The following is a 15,653-nucleotide window of genomic DNA, read 5'->3' as shown; positions in this document are numbered from 1 at the left end:
TACGTTTCAGCCGCGGAAGCGCAGCGTCAGCCCTTTGAGGAAATTGCGCAGCATCTGATCGCCGCACGGGCGGTAATTCTTGTGGCCAGGTTGGCGGAAGAGAGCGGACAGCTCTGGTTTGGAGACAGGAAAACCGGCGTTGTCAAAGATCTCGTGCATGTCCACGTCTTTCAGCTGAAAGGCGACGCGGAGCTTCTTCAGGACGACATTGTTGGTGATGCGGTCTTCCACCGGACGCTGCGGCAGGCTTTCGTCCTTGCCGCGATAGTGGATAACCAGTCCATCCAGGAAATGCGCGAGCACGCGGTCGCTGCATGGGACGAAACCCGGCTCTTCTTCCTTCTTCAAGTACGCCGGAACATCCGCTTTGTCGATTGGAAATTCCGGATCGGTCAACTGGGTTATCTCGACAATCTTGTTGTCGCTCAGGTCCAGCATGTACCGAATGCTGCGCATGACATCGTTGTTGATCATTTTTGTTCTGCTCTGCTGTGTCGATTGATGGATCGACTGGCGGCTACTTTATCGCGTCCTTCCCGGCCGCGCGCCACGCTACATGTTCTCCGCCACTTCAACGCCTGGGATCACTTCGCAAGCAATTCCCCGCGCAGCCAATTCGCGCGGCAGCCGATCAGCGGGCGCGCGTTGGAAAGCATTGCCCGGCCTCAAGCAGACTACGCGCTGGCCGGCACTGACGTGCTGGATCAGTAGAGATCGCAGGGCTTCTTCTTCCGCAGGCATCGGCACGCGTGTCGCGTCGCGCCGTGCCAGCGTCAGCACGGCGTCGCCGACAGCGGTATCGCAAACCAACAGATCAGCCTGGTTCAAAGCACGTAGGGCCTTCAACGTCAGTAAGCCTGGATCACCAGTACCCGCGCCGACCAGCATCACGCTACCAGCGGCAGGTGTGCTCTGGCCGTTGCGCAGCGCGGATTGAAAAGCCTGCTCGGCCGCTTCCTGTTGTCCGGTTCGCAACAGTTGCAGCACAGGACCGTCGATAACCTGTTCGAACCAGCGCCTGCGTTGCGCCAGTTGCGGCAACTCACGGCGTATATCCGCGCGGTGACGCGCGAACAGGCGCGCGAAGTCGCCCAGGGAATGATCGAACTGGGTTTCCAGTTTTTCGCGCAGGTGGCGCGCCAGCATGGGGGCCGCGCCACCGGAGGAGATCGCTACCAGCAAGGGTTCGCGGTCCACGATGGCGGGAATCTGGAAGGTCGAGAGTTCCGCATCGTCCACCACATTCGCCAAGCGTCGGCGTTGCCCGGCTTCCGACGCCAGCGCGGCATTGAACGCGTGGTCGTCGGTCGCGGCGACCAGCAGCCAGACCTCGTCCAGCCACGCCGGGTCGAAAGCGCCTTCGCGGCGGCTCAGCCGGCCTTGCGCCAGCCATTGCACCAGCGTGTCGTTCAGCGCATGGGCGTGGACCTGCACCTGCGCACCGGCATGGAGCAACGCTTCGATCTTGCGCTGGGCGACCTCGCCGCCGCCCACCACCAGCACCTCGCGGCCGGAGAGATCGGCGAACAATGGGAACAGCGGCATGGAAGCTCCTGAAAGAAAAAGACGGGGGAGGGTGGCTCGCCACCGGGGGATGCTGCATGGCAACATGGGACGAACTCCTGTCCTGGTCCCCATTGGCGATGCTGCGCGTCCTGCTGGTCAACGATACCGAAAAGCCGATCGGCGAGTTGCGCGAAGCGCTGCTGGCGGCCGGCTATGAGGTGTTGCCGGAAGTCGCTTCGGCCAGCACCTTGCTCAAGGTCGTGGAATCGCGGCAGCCGGACGTGGTGATCATCGACGTCGACTCGCCATCGCGCGACACGCTGGAGCAACTGGCGGTGATGCACGACCACGCCCCGCGGCCGGTGGTGATGTTCTCGGCCGACAGCGACGACCAGTTGATCCGTTCAGTCGTCGGAGCCGGGGTGACCGCCTACGTGGTGGACGGCCTGGCGCCAGGGCGCCTGTCGCCGATCATCCAGGTGGCGCTGGCCCGGTTCGAGCAGCAGTCGAACATGCGCCGCCGGTTGGACGAAGTGCAGCAGCAGCTGGGCGACCGCAAGCTGATCGACCAGGCAAAAGGCCTGCTGATGGAGAAGCGCGGCATGAGCGAAAACGAGGCCTACGCGGCGCTACGCCAGCAGGCGATGAAACAAGGACTGAAGTTGGCGGACGTGGCGCGCCGAATCATCGCCATGGCCGATCTGCTGGGGTGAGGCACGCATGACCCGACAAGAAAACAATGAACTGCGAACCCTGCAAGTGGGTTTCATGCCGCTGATCGACTGCGCGCCGCTGATCGCGGCGGTGCGCCTGGGACTGGATCGTCGGCACGGCTTGAGCCTGCAACTGCATCGTCAGGCGTCATGGGCTGCGATCCGCGACAAGTTGCTGTCGGGCGAACTGGACGCGGTGCATGCGCTGGCGGGCTTGGTCTATGGCGTGGAGGCCGGCATCGGCGGACCGCAGGCCGAACTGGCCATTTTGCTGACGCTCAATCAGAACGGACAGGCGATCGTGTTGTCGCCGCCGCTGGTGCGGGGATTGGAACGGGGTACGCCGCTGCCGGAATTGCTGGCGGCGTTGCCGCGCCGGCCGGTGTTCGCGCAGACCTTTCCCACCGGCACCCACGCGATGTGGCTGTATTACTGGTTGGCGGCACAAGGCGTGGATCCGATGACGTCGATCCAGGGCGTGACACTGCCGCCGCCGCAAATGCCTGACGCGTTGGCGCGCGGCGAACTGGATGGTTATTGCGCGGGCGAGCCTTGGGCAGTGCAGGCCGAAGCGCTGGGCGCTGGCGCGCGCGTGATACGCAGCGGGCAGATCTGGCCGGGGCATCCGGAGAAGGTGCTGGCCTGCCGGCGTGAGTTCGCGGCCTTGCAGCCAGACGTGACGGTCGCGTTGACGGCCACGCTGCTGGAGGCGTGCCGCTGGATGGACGAACCTGAGAATCGTCGGCAGGCGGTAGCGTGGCTGGCCGACCCGGAAGTGATCGGGTTGCCCGCCGAACGCATCGCGGCCTGCTTGTTGCCGGCCGATGGCGGCAGTGCGGAACACCGTTTGCGCTTCCATGCCGATGGTCAAGTCAATTTCCCATGGTTGTCGGATGGACGCTGGTTTCTGCAACAGTTCCGGCGCTGGGGTTGGCTGGCGAGTGATCCCAGCAATGACGACGCGTTGCTTGCCAACGTGCATCGCTTGGATACATACCGCCAAGCGGCGGAGCAACTAGGTGTGTCGTTGCCAGCTGCCGATACCCGCCCCAATCTCTTGTTCGACGAGCGCTCCTAGTAGAGCGGAGCTTGCTCCGCTGCTTGAGCCGTTTGGGCTCTCGTCAAAAGCAGCCGAGCAAGCTCGGCTCTACGAGGAGCGTCCTGGTGTCCGCGTTGTAGAGCGGAGCTTGCTCCGCTGCTTCCAGCCGTTTGGGCTCTCGTCAAAAGCAGCCGAGCGAGCTCGGCTCTACGAGGAGCGTCCTGGTGCCCGCGTTGTAGAGCGGAGCTTGCTCCGCTGCTTTGAGCCGTTTGGGCTCGTGTCAAAGAGCAGCCAAGCAAGCTCGGCTCTACGAGGAGCGTCCTGGTGTCCGCGTTGTAGAGCGGAGCTTGCTCCGCTGCTTTGAGCCGTTTTGCACTCGGGTCAAAGAGCAGCCGAGCAAGCTCGGCTCTACTAGGAGCGTCTCTGGTCCTCATTGATGCAACGCACAATTAAAGTGCAATCACGCACGCTGCTTGTGCAAGCGTGCGATATGCCGGGGTTGCTCAACCTGTCGTCAGCTTGGATGCTTCGCATCCAAGTAATTGAATTCGCTATCAATGATCGCGCTTTGGCAATGCCGCCAACAGTTGGCACGGCGATTGCTATCCATAACCTCGTGGGCACAACGGCGTGTCCACAAAAAGCATTCTGCAAGTCGGGCCAACGGCGGCTCGCCTCGCCTGGGTTTACCAGGGCAACAACAGGGCAACACCAAGACAACGGCGTCTTTCCGGTGCGAACCGGATGACGCCGTTTTTCGTTTCTCCCCCTCACTAGCCGCCGTGGCCCGCGATGGATCGCATGTTGCAGCGGTAACCTTTCGGAGACTGCGCGGATGAACCGATCTTTCTGGCAAGCCGGGCACACGCCCACGCTGTTGTCGGCGTTTTTGTATTTCGATCTGAGTTTCATGGTGTGGTACCTGCTGGGTCCCATGCAGGTGCAACTCGCCGCTGCCTTGCAATTGGACACCCAGCAGCGGGCGATGATGGTGGCCGTACCGATCCTGTGCGGCGCGGTACTGCGTCTGTTCCTGGGCATGCTGGCTGATCGCATCGGCGCCAAGCGAGCCGGCATGCTGGCGCAGGTGTTGGTGATCGTGTCGCTGCTCACCGCATGGACGCTGGGCGTGAACAGTTTCTCGCAGGTTCTGCTGCTGGGCATGATGCTGGGTGTCGCCGGCGCGTCGTTCGCGGTTGCACTCCCGCTGGCCTCGCGCTGGTATCCGCCGGAACACCAGGGCACCGCGATGGGCATCGCTGGCGCTGGCAACTCAGGCACGGTGTTCGCCGCATTGTTCGCACCGATGCTGGCAATGGCGTTCGGCTATCAGACCGTGTTCGGCCTGGCTTGCATTCCGTTGGTGCTGACGCTGCTGGTGTTCGCCGTGTGCGCCAAGGACGCACCCACGCAGGTATCACGCAAGCGCTTGTCCGACTATGGGCGCGTGTTGCTGGGCAACCGCGACTCGTGGTGGTTCATGTTTTTCTACGCGATCACCTTCGGTGGCTTCGCCGGTTTCGCCAGCGCGTTGCCAGGCTACTTCCATGACCAGTTCGGTTTCGATCCCAAGATCGCCGGCTGGGCGACCGCGGCGTGCGTGCTCGCTGGCTCGGTGATGCGGCCGATCGGCGGCGTCATCGCCGACCGCATTGGCGGAACTCGCACCTTGCTTGCGGTGTATCTGGCGGTGGCGGTGCTGGTGGCAACGGCCGGTATGGGCCTGGGCGGATCGGTCGCGACCGTGTCGCTGTTCGTGCTCACCCTGCTTTGCCTGGGCGCCGGCAACGGCGCGGTGTTCCAACTGGTGCCGCAGCGCTTTGGTAGCGACATCGGATTGATGACCGGACTGATCGGCATGGCCGGCGGCATTGGCGGTTTCCTGCTGGCAGCCGGCATGGGCGTGGTGAAGCAGCACACCGGCAGCTACTCGCTGGGCCTGTGGCTGTTTGCCGGCGTCGCACTGCTGGCATGGGGATTCCTGTCCGGCATCAAGCACCAATGGCGCAACCGATGGTCGGCCGTCAGCGCCGCGCGCGTCTGAACTTGAGCATGCCGAATTTGAAACACCATTTGCCCGGAGCAAAACGATGAAGAAGCCAAGACTGGTCGTAGTGGGCAACGGCATGGCGGGCATCCGCACATTGGAAGAACTGCTGAAGCTGGCGCCGGACATGTACGACATCACGGTATTCGGCGCCGAACCGCATCCCAACTACAACCGCATCCTGCTGTCGCCGGTGCTGGCCGGCGAGCAGACCTTCGACGACATCGTGCTGAACTCGCTGGACTGGTACGCCGAAAGCGGCATCCGTCTGCACCTGGGCAAGGAGGTAACGAAGATCGACCGCGTGCAGCGGCGAGTGATCGCCGCCGACGGCACCGAGGCCGAATACGACCGCCTGCTGCTGGCGACGGGTTCGCTGCCGATCATCCTGCCGGTACCTGGCAAGGACCTGAAAGGCGTCATCGGCTATCGCGATATCTACGACACGCAGACGATGATCGAAACCGCCAAGACCAAGCGGCATGCGGTGGTGATCGGTGGCGGCCTGTTGGGCCTGGAGGCCGCCAATGGTTTGAAGCTGCGTGGGATGGATGTCACCGTGGTGCATCTGGCCGGCTGGTTGCTGGAGCGCCAGCTGGATCCGGTGGCCGGACAGTTGCTGGAGCGTTCGTTGACCGATCGCGGTCTGAAGTTCCGCCTCAACACCTCCACCACCGAACTGCTGGGCAACGAAAACGGCGAAGTACGGGCAGTGAAGTTCTCGGACGGCAGCGAAGAGCCTGCCGATCTGGTGGTGATGGCTGCGGGCATCCGCCCGAACACTCAACTGGCGCAGGCTGCGGGTATCCACTGCACACGCGGCATCGTAGTCAGCGACACATTGCAGACGTTCGATCCTCGCGTCTATGCCGTGGGTGAGTGCGCCAGCCACCGCGGCATCGCTTATGGCCTGGTCGCACCTTTGTTCGAGCAAGCCAAGATCTGCGCCAATCACCTGGCTAGCTATGGCATCGGTATCTACAGCGGCTCGGTGTCTTCGACCAAGCTGAAGGTCACCGGCATCGATCTTTTTTCTGCCGGCAACTTCATGGGCGGCGACGGCAGCGAGGAAATCGTGCTGTCGGATCCGGCCGGCGGCGTCTACAAGAAACTGGTGATCAAGGACGACAAGTTGATCGGCGCCTGCCTGTACGGCGATACCGGCGACGGCGGTTGGTACTTCAAGCTGCTCAAGGATGGTGCCCGCGTCGACGAGCGTCGTGACCAGTTGATGTTCGGCGAAAAAGCGCTGGGCGATTCCGGCACCGCCGGGCAGGACCGTGCCAGTGCGATGAGCGACAGCGATGAGGTCTGTGGTTGCAACGGCGTGTGCAAAGGCACGATTGTCAAAGCCATCAATGAGCAAGGCCTGTTCACCATCGATGACGTCAAGAAGCACACCAAGGCGGCGAGTTCCTGTGGTTCGTGCACCGGCCTGGTCGAACAGATCCTGATGAACAGCCTGGGTTCCAACTTCCAGGAAACGCCGAAAACGAAGGCGGTTTGCGGCTGCACCGATCGCACCCATGGCGAAGTGCGGCAGGCGGTCCGCGAACACAAGCTGCTGACCCACCAGGCTGTGTACTCGTTCCTGGAATGGCGCAGCCCCAACGGTTGCGCAACCTGCCGGCCGGCCATCAACTACTACCTGATTTCCACCTGGCCACGCGAAGCGGTGGACGATCCGCAATCGCGCTTCATCAACGAACGCGCGCACGCCAACATCCAGAAAGACGGTACGTTCTCGGTGATTCCGCAGATGAAGGGCGGCGTGACCAACGCCTCCGAGTTGCGCCGAATTGCCGATGTCGCCGACAAGTACGCCGTGCCGATGGTCAAGGTGACCGGCGGCCAGCGCATCGATCTGCTGGGCGTGAAGAAGGAAGACCTGGTCGACGTCTGGAAAGACCTTGGCATGAAATCCGGTCATGCCTACGGCAAATCGATCCGCACGGTGAAGACTTGCGTGGGTAGCGAGTTCTGCCGCTTTGGCACGCAGAACAGCACGCAGATGGGCATCGATCTGGAAACCATGCTGGCCAACATGTGGAGCCCCCACAAGGTCAAGCTGGCGGTGTCCGGTTGCCCACGCAACTGCGCCGAATCCGGCATCAAGGACGTGGGCATCATCGCGGTGGATTCGGGCTGGGAAATCCACATCGGCGGCAATGGTGGCATCAAGACCGAAGTCGCCAAGTTCCTGGTCAAGGTGAAGACCAGTGATGAAGTGAAGCAGTACACCGGCGCGTTCCTGCAGTTGTACCGCGAAGAGGCGTACTACCTGGACCGCACCGTGCACTACATCGACCGCGTGGGCATGGACTACATCCGCAAGCGCGTGGTGGACGACGCGGACACTCGCCAAGCCTTGTTCGAACGTTTGCTGTTCTCGCTGGAAGGCCTGCCCGATCCGTGGGCGGCACGCATCGCCGGCGAGAAGCCACGCGAGTACCAGCCATTGCGTTTGGATAAGCGCATTCCCGTCGAAGTGGAGAGCTGAGATGAGCGCGGCCTTGATGAATGACGTCTTGGAAGAAACCTGGGTGCGCATCTGCCGGCTGGATGACATTCCCGCGCTGGGCGCGCGCGTGTTGGAGCGCGCGGGCCAGGACAACATCGCCCTGTTCCGCACCGCGACCGACCAGGTGTACGCAGTATTGGATCGCTGCCCGCACAAGGGCGGGCCGTTGTCGCAAGGCATCGTGGCCGGTGAAACCGTTACCTGTCCGCTGCATAGCTGGAACATCGCCTTGGCGACCGGCGAAGCCTGCGCCCCGGATGTGGGCTGCGTGCGCAAATATCCGGCGCGCGTGGAGGCCGGAGAAGTCTGGTTGTCGCTGGATGATCTGCCGGTCGGGGGCATTGACTGATGGATGGCGCCGGCGCCCCGGTCGTACGACGCACCCGCACACGATCCACGTGCTGCTACTGCGGCGTCGGCTGCGGTGTGCTGATCGATGCCGAGCATGTTGAAGGCGTCGGCAGTCGTATCGTCGGCATCGAAGGCGACCCGGAACATCCCGCCAACTTCGGCCGCCTGTGCACCAAGGGCCGCACGTTGCCGCAGACCAGCGCCGATTTGACGGGTCGCCTCACCCATCCGGAATTGCGCCGACTGCGCAACGAACCGCGCCATCCGGTGGACTGGGCGGTGGCGCTGGATACCGTGGCCGACCGCTTGGCCGGCATCGTCCAGCAACATGGACCGGACGCGGTGGCGTTCTATGTATCAGGTCAACTATTGACCGAGGACTACTACGTCTTCAACAAGCTGGCGAAAGGATTGATCGGTACCAACAACATCGACACCAATTCGCGCTTGTGCATGTCCAGCGCGGTGACGGGCTACAAGCTGGCATTGGGCGCCGACGGTCCGCCCACCTGCTACGAAGACCTGGAGCTGGCCAAGACGGTTCTGTTCGCCGGCAGCAACATGGCCTACGCGCATCCGGTGCTGTTCCGTCGTTTGGAAGACGCGCGCGAACGCGATCCGGACATTCGCTGGATTGTCATCGATCCCCGCCGCACCGATACCGCGGTGATGGCCGATCTGCATCTGGCGATCCAGCCGGGCACCGATGTAGCGCTGTTCAACGGCATGCTGCATCACCTGATCTGGGAAGGCCTGGTCGATTCGGCTTTCATTGCGAAGCACACCGAAGGTTTCGCCGAACTCAAGCAACTGGTGCGCGATTACACGCCGCGCATGGCCGCTGATCTATGCGGCATTCCGGTAGCCGATCTGATCCAGGCCGCCGAATGGTTCGGCCGCAGCCCGGCGGCGCTTTCGCTGTACTGCATGGGCTTGAATCAATCCGTGCACGGCACCGACAAGAACCTTGCACTGATCCATCTGCATCTGGCGACCGGCCAGATCGGCAAACCGGGCGCGGGGCCGTTCTCGTTGACGGGCCAGCCCAACGCGATGGGCGGGCGCGAAGTCGGTGGCATGGCGACCATGCTGGCGGCGCATCGCGAGATCGCCGACGACCAGCACCGCGCCGAGGTGGAACAACTTTGGGGCCTGCCGACGAATACGCTGTCGCCCAAGCCCGGCTTGTCGGCGGTACCGCTATTCGACGCGCTGCGCAGCGGCAAGGTCAAGGCGGTGTGGATTGCCTGCACCAATCCCGTGCACTCGATGCCCGACATCGGCCGCGTACGCGAAGCCTTGCAGCACGCCGAATACGTGATCGTGCAGGAAGCCTTCCGCAATACCGACACCGTGCCTTACGCCGACGTGCTGTTGCCGGCTGCCACGTGGGGCGAGAAAGAAGGCACGGTCACCAATTCGGAACGGCGCATCTCGCGCGTGCGCCAAGCGGTGCCGGCGCCGGGACAGGCACGACCGGATTGGTGGATCGCCAACGAAGTCGCGCGCCGCATCGAAGCGCGGCTGGCGCCGCCGGGCGTCGCGCCAATGTTCGAGTTCAAGGCGCCATCCGCCATTTTCGACGAGCACCGCAGCCTGACCGTCGGCCGCGATCTGGATATCGGCGGCATCGACTACGCAAAGCTGGAAACGGAAGGGCCGCAGCAATGGCCGCTGCGCGCAGGCGATACGCAAGGCCAGGCGCGCCGCTATGGCGATGGCGTATTCGCTACCGGCAATGGCAAGGCGCGCTTTCACGTTACGCCGTACAAGCCTGTCGCCGAGCCGACTTCCGCGCGTTTTCCGCTTCGTCTGCTCACCGGCCGCCTGCGCGATCAGTGGCATGGCATGACGCGCACGGGTCGCGTGCCCGGCTTGTTCGCCAACAGCCCAGAGCCTGGTTTGCGCATGCAGCCGGAAGACGCCGCGCGCCGCGGCCTGGTAGCCGGCGAACTGGTGCGCGTGATCAGCAAGCGCGGCGAGCTGGTGCTGCCGCTGGAACTGTCGGATGAAGTGAATTCCGGCACCGTGTTCGCGGCGATGCATTGGAGTGGGCAGTTCCTTTCCAGCGGTGGCATCAACGAAGTCAGTCAGCCGGCGGTGGATGCCCGTTCGCAGCAACCGGAGTTGAAACACGCCGCCGTGCGGGTGGAGAAAGCCGAGTTCGGCTGGCATTTGCTGGCGGCCCGGCGCGGTGACGTGCTCGCATTGCAAGCGGCGGTGCAGCCGTTGCTTAAGGACTGCGGTTTCGCCGCGATCGGTTTGTACGCCGAAGCCGACGCGCCGGCAGGCAAAGCCTGGCTGGTATTGCGCGCGGCTTCGGAATCCGCGCCCGCGGAGACATGGCTTGAAACGCTGGTGGAGGCGCTGGACTTGGCGGCGGGTCAAGACACACTGGAATACCGCGATGCCCGCCGCGGCTTGCTCAAGCGCGTTGGCTGGCGAACGGAAGCCGATGGCAGCCATATCGACGGTCTGCTACTCACTGATGCGCAACGCAATCCGAATAGCGAGTCGTTGCTGGATACCGCCTTGGCCGGCCGCGTATGGGGCGGTTCGCGGCTGGCGGTATTCGCGCACGCGGGCAGCGGTGGCGCACGCGATGCGGTCGTCTGCAATTGCATGGGAATCCGCGAGTCGCAAATTCGCACCCAGGTGGCGCAGGGCGCCGGCGTGGTCGAACTGAAAGAACGCCTGGGTTGCGGCACGGTCTGCGGATCGTGTTTGCCACAGTTGGCGCAGTTGTGCCGGCAACCGCAGCGGGCATGACGGGAAAGATGGGAAAGACGTAGAGCGGAGCTTGCTCCGCTGCTTTTTACCCATCCGTGGGAAGAGCAGCCGAGCAAGCTCGGCTCTACAAGGGCAAGGGCAAGAACAGCCGAGCAAGCTCGGCTCTACGAGAAGCAAACGGAGCACTTATGTATAGCGAATCAAACACAAAATCGCGCCGCGCTCCTAGCGAAGTCGTACTGCTGTCGGCCGGTCCGGGCGATCTGGAACTGCTCACCATCAAGGCAGCCAAGGCGCTGGCGGCAGCCGAGGTAGTGCTGCTGGATGAACTGGTCAATCCGCAGATCGTGGAACTGGCGCCGTTGGCGCGGGTGATACGGGTGGGTAAACGCGGCGGCTGCCGTTCCACCCCGCAGGCCTTCATCTGCCGCCTGATGCGCCGCTACGCGCTGCAAGGCGCGCGCGTGGTGCGGGTGAAAGGTGGCGATGCGCTGCTATTCGGCCGCGCAGGCGAAGAGATCGAATTCCTGCGCCAGTCCGGCATCCCGGTGCGCATCATCAACGGGATCAGTGCCGGGTTCGCGGCCGCCGCCAGCCTCGGTGTGTCATTGACCCATCGCGATCACTGCCACGGCATCACCTTCGTCACCGCACATACGCAGGACCACGGCGAACCTGATTGGGCGGCGCTGGCAGCCACTGGCACCACGCTGGCGATCTACATGGGCATGAACCGGATGGCATCGCTGGCGGCCTCGTTGCTGGCGCACCTGCCAGCGGACACGCCGGCCGCCATCGTGCAGTCGGCCAGCCAGCCCGACGAAGCGCAGTTGCTCACCACGCTGGGCCGGCTCACCGCCGACGCACATCGCACTGGGCTGGGAAGCCCTGGCGTGATCCTGGTGGGCGCGGCCTTGGCCACGGCGATGTTGTCGGCCGCGCCAGTCGATACACCAATCCGGGCCGTGACGCAGGCTTGATCTATGCTGTTCCTTATCCGCGGTCGATGACGACTTACCAGTGCCGATTTCCTATGCGCAAGCGCTGGAACTGATTCTGCAGGCTTCACCCGCAGCCATTCCGGAACGCTGTGCAGTTTCGCAGTCACTGGGGCGGGTATTGGCCGCTCCGGTCTTCAGTCCCCAGGCGCTGCCTTCGTTCAACAATGCCGCGCTGGACGGATATGCGCTGCCGGCCGGTGATTTTCCGGCTGCTGCGGAATTCGTGGTCGAAGGCAGACAGGCCGCCGGCGAACAGGGAGCCGAGGCAAGCCGGGATACGGCCTGGGAAGTGACCACCGGCGCATGCATGCCCGGTGGCTTATCGACCGTCGTGCCCGTGGAGCAGGTCGAGGTGGTGTCGCGCGATCCCGCTGGCGAACCTGCGCGCATCCGCTTGCTTGCGCCGGTGCGCCATGCCCAACACGTGCGCCGTATCGGGGAGGACGTCGGCGCCGGGCAGGCCGTTCTGGACGCCACTACCTGGCTGCGCGCACCGCAGTTGATGCTGCTGTCGGCGTTGGGCGTGGTCGCCCCCACGGTGGCGCGGCGCCCTAAAGTGGCGGTGATCAGCACCGGCCATGAACTGGTCGACGACCCCACGCAACCGCTGCGTGAGGCGCAGATACGCAACGCCAATCGCCCTTACCTGTGCGCGCGGGTAAATGGGGCCGGCGCCGAACTGGTTGGTGCCGATACTGTCGACGATAACGTCGAGAACTGGCGCGTGGCACTTCGACGCGCCTTGGATGGCGGTGCCGAAGTGATCGTCACCACAGGCGGAGTGTCGATGGGCCGGCATGATTTCGTTCCTGCCGCATTGGCGGAGCAGGGCGCGCAGATCCTGTTCCACAAGGTCGCGATCCGGCCAGGCAAGCCCGTGTTGTTTGCTCGTCTTCCGAATGGCACCTTGTATTTCGGACTGCCTGGTAACCCGGTGGCGTGCGCAGTGGGATTCCGTTTCTTCGTCGAGACCGCATTGCGTGCCATGCTGGGCATGCCGGCCGAGACGCCGTGCTGGTTGCCGCTGTCATCGGCCACCCGCAATCATCGTCCTGCTTTCCGCCACTACCTCAAAGGAAGAGTGGCGTTGGATGGCGGCGGGCGCTGCGTTGTTTCGGCGCTGCCGGGGCAGGAGTCCTTCCGCATCCTGCCGTTGTCGCAAGCCAACGGCTGGCTGGTGCTGCCAGAGGGGCAAGACGCCTTTCAAGCAGGCGACCCGGCACAGGTCTACAGCTTGGGCCACGAGCAGCCGTTGATCGGTACGGATGCTTAGCCGTGACCGAAGTGAATGAATCAACCATGGGAGTGGTGCTGGCCGGCGGCCGTTCCAGCCGCATGGGGCGTGACAAGGCCATGTTGTCCTGGCAGGGCGATACCTTGCTGGCGCACATGCAACAGTGCCTGCGCTTGTCGGGCATTTCGCGCGTCGTCGTCAGCGGCACCTACTCGCATTGCGAAGCGGTGCCCGATTTTTTCGCCGACCTGGGGCCGCTGGGCGGTTTAGCGAGCGTCGCGTCCGCGCTGCCGGATACGACGTTGTTGGTAGTACCCGTCGACATGCCTTTGATCAGCGCCGCCGCGCTTCGATATCTGCGCGAAGCTCCGGCGGCTGCCTGTGTGTGTTTCGAGGACCAGCCTTTGCCGCTGCGTCTTCGGCTTGATGCAGCATCGCGAAAGGTACTGGCGGCATTGTTGGAGGGGCCCGCACCGGGCCGCTCGTTACGCGCGCTGCATGCGGCTTTGCACGGAGAACGTTTGCCGCTGCCGGCGCAATGGCGGGCACAGCTGCAAGATGCCGATACGCCCGCCGACTGGCGCGCTATCACGCACACCTAGTGCCCGCCCGTAGGATGCGGTGACGTAGCGAACCGCATCGGTCGCGAGCGTCCTGCCAACGATAGGACGCGCCCTGCTCCCGTATTCCTCCTTTCTATTGCGGCGCCGCTTGCACCGATCAGGCCAGACGTGGGAGATTGCCGCGGGGCCGTGACGATCCATGGGGTGGACCGCGCGGGAACATGGAGTGGCGAGGCTTTGGCGTTCTCCGAACGCGTAGCCCACGTTGGTGGCATTCGCCGCTTGCCTGTAATGATGAATCACCACAATCGGACGGTCGTTTCATTCGCCATGGATGAATTGCGGCTACACGTTTTCACTTGGGGAATGGGGAAGTACATGAGAAATCTGTTGGGGAGTATTGCGTTGTTGCTCGTCATGGGAGTGGCGCCAGCAGCATCGGCACAGGAACAAGCAGTGCCTGGAACGCCGGTCGCCGCAGCGACAGGTACCGGAACGCTCGTCGTCGACATCAAGGCGTTCACGAGCGAAAAGGAGCTTCCGAAAAAGGTGGAAAAGCAGCTGAAGAACGGCGGTCTTGAGTGGGGCGTTCGAGATGGCTTGATCGTCTTCACCATGGTGGGCAAGCAGTTCGTCGACTTTCCCATCACCCATATGACCCGCTATGGTCAAAGCGAGTCGCTGACGCTGCCTGCCGGCGAATACCGGATCACCGGGATCGGTCTGGAAATGACCGCTGGCTTCAGCGTGCAAAAGATTCTCGACCGCGGTGCTTTCGTCAACGAAGACGTTATCGCGTTCCGCATCGAGTCGGGGAAAACCACTACGCTCTCCATCAATCCCGTCATCAAGCGAGACAACGCGTTCGTCGTCGATTATTGGATGCCCACGTTGATGGCCAGCGTAGCGAGCGAACCGGGACCGGTGGAGGAAAAAGCCCTCAATGTCCGGGGGGAACGTTCCATTGCATGGCCGAACTATGGCGGCCCGCTGAAGTTCGTCGCGAAGTAGAAGCGCTGAACCCGCCAGCACCTACGTAGGATGCGGTGAGCGTAGCGAACCGCATCTGTCGCGGGGGACATCGTGAAGATATCGCGCTTGCTGAGATCACTAGAATCTGACGGTCTACGCGCTGCCGCGGGCGTCACTTTGACCAGCCATTCGGCTGTTGAAAAGCGCTTCTTGCGTGGCCAAGAAAAGTAACCAAAAGAAGGCCACCCCTGGCAGCGCGCCCTTCGGGTACGTGTCGCCGGTGGGAATTTTCGGAAGGCACATCCATGTGCCTGCCGAAAACGCCGCGCGTCGTGCGCGGCGCCCTAAAGGGTTGTACCCACCGACGCCACCGCGCTTTAAAGGGGACCTAAGAGCCAAAGGCGGAAGCAAAAGCGGAAGCCCGTAGGATGCGGTGAGCGTAGCGAACCGCATCTGTCGCGAGCGTCACCGCGCGAACGATGCGGTGCGCCTTTGGCTTACCGCATCCTACCTCTGGCGCAGCACTTGTCCTCGCAAGGCGTGCCGTACGTGCGCTCACAGAACGCCAACTTCGGCAATCTGAGTTCGCAGGAAGAAGCGAACCGAGTGATGGCAGTCGTGGGAAGCGGCATCCCGGTGGCCTTCGTCGGCGCGCGCCAAAGCCAATCCCAGCGCCGAGGACGTAGCCCGTAGGATGCGGTGAGCGTAGCGAACCGCATCGATCGCGAGCGTCGACGCGCGAACGATGCGGTGCGCCTTCGGCTTACCACATCCTACTTTCCACTCTGTTACCGCTTGCACCTGGCAAGTCGGACATGGAAGATTGCCGCGGAAACGCGAAGGCGGCGCGCCGATCGGCGCCTTCCGGTTAGCTGCGAAGACGTCAATTTTTCTCTTGGAGCCCGTAGGATGCGGTGAGCGTAGCGAACCGCATCGATCGCGAGCGTCGACGCGCGAACGATGCGGTGCGCCTTCG

13 protein-coding genes are annotated in these 15,653 nt (G+C 63.3%); 11 read left to right on the top strand and 2 right to left on the bottom strand.

Annotated features, from left to right (window positions below):
• Positions 1-6 precede the first annotated feature (6 nt).
• Positions 7-474, bottom strand: coding sequence for a DUF1456 family protein (locus AADW18_RS16760; protein WP_337344530.1), 468 nt, complete (start codon positions 472-474; stop codon positions 7-9).
• Between the two features lie 78 nt (positions 475-552).
• Positions 553-1,545, bottom strand: coding sequence for an NAD(P)-dependent oxidoreductase (locus tag AADW18_RS16755; protein WP_337344529.1), 993 nt, complete (start codon positions 1,543-1,545; stop codon positions 553-555).
• A gap of 101 nt (positions 1,546-1,646) precedes the next feature.
• Between AADW18_RS16755 and AADW18_RS16750 the strand changes: the two genes are divergently transcribed.
• The 11 genes from AADW18_RS16750 to AADW18_RS16700 all read left to right on the top strand — a co-directional run bounded on the left by AADW18_RS16750 (position 1,647) and on the right by AADW18_RS16700 (position 15,370).
• Entirely contained in the window at positions 1,647-2,219 is a 573-nt protein-coding gene (locus AADW18_RS16750) for an ANTAR domain-containing protein (protein WP_337344562.1), read from the top strand.
• 7 nt (positions 2,220-2,226) lie between these two features.
• Positions 2,227-3,297, top strand: coding sequence for a CmpA/NrtA family ABC transporter substrate-binding protein (locus tag AADW18_RS16745; RefSeq protein WP_337344528.1), 1,071 nt, complete (start codon positions 2,227-2,229; stop codon positions 3,295-3,297).
• Positions 3,298-4,132: 835 nt separating this feature from the next.
• Complete coding sequence (locus tag AADW18_RS16740) at positions 4,133-5,302, top strand: nitrate/nitrite transporter (RefSeq protein ID WP_337344561.1); 1,170 nt, start codon at positions 4,133-4,135, stop codon at positions 5,300-5,302.
• A gap of 82 nt (positions 5,303-5,384) precedes the next feature.
• Positions 5,385-7,805, top strand: a complete 2,421-nt coding sequence (gene nirB, locus AADW18_RS16735; RefSeq protein ID WP_337344560.1) for a nitrite reductase large subunit NirB — start codon at positions 5,385-5,387, stop codon at positions 7,803-7,805.
• A gap of 1 nt (position 7,806) precedes the next feature.
• Complete coding sequence (nirD, locus tag AADW18_RS16730) at positions 7,807-8,175, top strand: nitrite reductase small subunit NirD (RefSeq protein ID WP_346842735.1); 369 nt, start codon at positions 7,807-7,809, stop codon at positions 8,173-8,175.
• Positions 8,175-10,946, top strand: coding sequence for a molybdopterin-dependent oxidoreductase (locus tag AADW18_RS16725; protein ID WP_337344526.1), 2,772 nt, complete (start codon positions 8,175-8,177; stop codon positions 10,944-10,946). Before nirD ends, AADW18_RS16725 begins: the two co-directional genes overlap by 1 nt.
• 149 nt (positions 10,947-11,095) lie before the next feature.
• Complete coding sequence (cobA, locus tag AADW18_RS16720; RefSeq protein WP_337344525.1) at positions 11,096-11,887, top strand: uroporphyrinogen-III C-methyltransferase; 792 nt, start codon at positions 11,096-11,098, stop codon at positions 11,885-11,887.
• A 40-nt stretch (positions 11,888-11,927) separates the two neighbouring features.
• Positions 11,928-13,181 carry a molybdopterin molybdotransferase MoeA gene (locus AADW18_RS16715; RefSeq protein ID WP_337344524.1) on the top strand — a complete coding sequence of 418 codons (1,254 nt, stop codon included), beginning with the start codon at positions 11,928-11,930 and terminating at the stop codon, positions 13,179-13,181.
• Between the two features lie 26 nt (positions 13,182-13,207).
• Positions 13,208-13,744: a molybdenum cofactor guanylyltransferase gene (locus AADW18_RS16710; protein ID WP_337344559.1), complete on the top strand. Its 537-nt coding sequence runs from the start codon at positions 13,208-13,210 to the stop codon at positions 13,742-13,744.
• 198 nt (positions 13,745-13,942) lie between these two features.
• A complete protein-coding gene (locus tag AADW18_RS16705; protein ID WP_337344523.1) occupies positions 13,943-14,716 on the top strand; it encodes a hypothetical protein in 774 nt (257 codons plus the stop codon).
• Between the two features lie 453 nt (positions 14,717-15,169).
• Positions 15,170-15,370: a hypothetical protein gene (locus AADW18_RS16700; protein WP_337344522.1), complete on the top strand. Its 201-nt coding sequence runs from the start codon at positions 15,170-15,172 to the stop codon at positions 15,368-15,370.
• The last annotated feature ends 283 nt before the right edge of the window (positions 15,371-15,653 follow it).

The organism is Pseudoxanthomonas sp. CCNWLY206-1, assembly GCF_039710385.1.
Classification (GTDB): Bacteria; Pseudomonadota; Gammaproteobacteria; order Xanthomonadales; family Xanthomonadaceae; genus Pseudoxanthomonas_A.
The sequence above is the reverse complement of the archived record's forward strand: the minus strand, read 5'-3'. Positions and strand labels throughout refer to the sequence as shown.

What these genes read in the sequence shown, in the direction of transcription:
- AADW18_RS16725 (WP_337344526.1), top strand. Translation starts at nt 8,175, where the DNA reads ATGGATGGCGCCGGCGCCCCGGTCGTACGACGCACCCGCACACGATCC.
- cobA (WP_337344525.1), top strand. Translation starts at nt 11,096, where the DNA reads ATGTATAGCGAATCAAACACAAAATCGCGCCGCGCTCCTAGCGAAGTC.
- AADW18_RS16745 (WP_337344528.1), top strand. Translation starts at nt 2,227, where the DNA reads ATGACCCGACAAGAAAACAATGAACTGCGAACCCTGCAAGTGGGTTTC.
- nirB (WP_337344560.1), top strand. Translation starts at nt 5,385, where the DNA reads ATGGCGGGCATCCGCACATTGGAAGAACTGCTGAAGCTGGCGCCGGAC.
- AADW18_RS16710 (WP_337344559.1), top strand. Translation starts at nt 13,208, where the DNA reads ATGGGAGTGGTGCTGGCCGGCGGCCGTTCCAGCCGCATGGGGCGTGAC.
- nirD (WP_346842735.1), top strand. Translation starts at nt 7,807, where the DNA reads ATGAGCGCGGCCTTGATGAATGACGTCTTGGAAGAAACCTGGGTGCGC.
- AADW18_RS16755 (WP_337344529.1), bottom strand. Translation starts at nt 1,545, where the DNA reads ATGCCGCTGTTCCCATTGTTCGCCGATCTCTCCGGCCGCGAGGTGCTG.
- AADW18_RS16760 (WP_337344530.1), bottom strand. Translation starts at nt 474, where the DNA reads ATGATCAACAACGATGTCATGCGCAGCATTCGGTACATGCTGGACCTG.